General features: G+C 49.2%; 1 protein-coding gene and 1 pseudogene. One reads left to right on the plus strand and one right to left on the minus strand.

Annotated elements, in window-relative coordinates:
- Nucleotides 1-1,132, minus strand: a 1,132-nt coding sequence (locus B4113_RS15695) for an IS1634 family transposase (RefSeq protein WP_369802287.1), incomplete at its 3' end; no start/stop codon positions are given.
- Nucleotides 1,133-1,297: 165 nt separating this feature from the next.
- Here B4113_RS15695 and B4113_RS15700 point away from each other — a divergent pair.
- Nucleotides 1,298-2,101: pseudogene (locus B4113_RS15700) on the plus strand (IS4 family transposase); the annotation flags it as partial.

The raw sequence follows: 2,101 nt of genomic DNA on the forward strand, positions 1-2,101 counted from the left end.
GCCCTTCTAACTCCTCTTTCAGCGATTCGAGCAGCGTTTCCCGCTCCTTGCGTTGGCGCTCGGCTTCGCTGGGATTGTATACGAGAACATAGCGCTGACGCGCTTCTCCGTCTCCTACGGTGATTTCCTTGATATGCAAGTTCTCTCGGATTTGTTGGTAGCGCCCGCGACGGCTTAAGGCCTCTTCGACAGCGGCTTTGCCGGATCGCGTTTTTTCGCCGACAATGTAGTGTCCTCCGGCCTGTTGCAAGATTCGCAAATTCTCTTCAGAGGAAAAGCCGCGGTCCATGACGCTGATCACACGTCCAAGCTTCCAGCCAATCAAGTCTTGTTTCACCTGTTTGATGACCGTCATGTCCATGGTATTGCTAGGCCATACCCAAGCGCGAATCGGGACTCCTTCCCGGGTGACAGCCAGCCCAATGACGATTTGAACCAAGTCTGGGCGTTTGTCTTTTGAGAATCCTTGTTTTCGAAGCGATTCTCCTTCCGGTGTTTCAGAAGGATCCACTTCGAAGTACGAGGAAGTCGTATCAAAGTAAATCAAATCGACTTCCAGATTCAATAAGTCAGCTACAGCATGGAACACTTGACGTTCCAAGTCCGATTGCACGATCAGCAGTTCATCCATCGCTCGGTACAGCTGATGGCTGGCGACCTCGGGAAGATGGGGAATATACACGTCCTTCTCCACCCACTCCTCCATCGCCAGCTTGCTTGAGGGATGAAGGGCTCGATTCGCCACCATGGCAAAAATCAGCCGTTCCAGCGGAATTTGATGATGCCGGGAGGCAAACAAGGAATGGAGAATGTCTCCCAATCCCAGCTGTCTCCAGAGCTGATCCAAGAGCCAAACGCCGCCTAGGCGTTTGCTTGACTGAAACTGAAAGCCATCCGACACTTCTTCTGCCAACGCCTCGATTTCCCAAGCCTGCTCCGGAGAAAGGAATCGTGAAATGCTTTTGGCCAGACGCTCCAAGACAGCGCGATCCACTTCGTCTTCGCGCCCAAACGAATAAATCACCTTCGCTTTCGCATATTTGGCCTTCGGATCCCATTCATTGTGAGCAAGCTGGAGATAGGCGACGGTTGTTCCATCTTTGTTTTTGCGTGTAACTCGTCGTATGTACATGCCTATATTATAACGTATAAACTTTATTTTTAAAAGGGAAAATTAATAAATCGTGTGCCTATGAAATTCGGCGTTTTTTTCTAGGGGAGGCGTGGTGAAACCCTTGATATAACAGCATTTTGGCCATTTTCATTTGCCTAAAATGACCTCAAAACTGTCGAACTCGGGGGGAAGTTGCGCGCCCATGATTTCGTGGCACTTTGCACATTTCTCCAAGAAGAAGGCGGTCAAAAATCATTGGTGCAGCTCTGCAGTGCTCTAGCTCTTAAGCAAAACACCTCTCTGAGTGCGGAAGGGCTCAATCAACGGTTTAACGAAAAAGCAGTGAGTTTCCTCAAAGCGGTGTTCGAAAAACTGCTGATTCATCAGACGCAGGAGGCCCGTCACGTGTGTCAAAGACATTCGCTGTTTCGCCGGATTCGCATTCTCGATTCCACGTCGTTTCAACTGCCTCCTGAGATTCAAGGGATTTACGAGGGATGTGCGGGGCCTGGGGTGAAAATTCAGTTAGAATATGAATGTCTAGAAGGGAAGGTTCTCCATGTGGACGTTGGAGATGCTCGTCATCATGATGCCGCCTACGGAGCGTCCCTTCGATCGACCATTCAAGAAGGAGACCTTTGTTTGAAAGACTTGGGCTATTTTTCTCTTGAGGGATTGCAAGCGATTCATGATGCCGGAGCCTTTTACATTTCGCGGCTCAAACACAATGTAGGGATTTACCAAAAAGAAGGAGACCAATTTCGAAAATGGGAACCAGAGGATTTCCTTGCGATGCTGCAACCCGGAGAAACCATAGAACTGGAAGATGTGTATGTCAGTGGAAAGAAAGTTCATCAACCGCGACTCATTGTGTATCGGTTGACCGAAAAACAGGAACAACAGAAGGAAGGACAATGGAAACAGAAGGCCAAACAAAAAGGGGCCGCGTACGTGACGCGACGTCCCCACCCAATATATGTATATATC

Origin of the sequence: Geobacillus sp. B4113_201601 (genome assembly GCF_001587475.1) — a bacterium.
Classification (GTDB): Bacteria; Bacillota; Bacilli; order Bacillales; family Anoxybacillaceae; genus Geobacillus; species Geobacillus icigianus.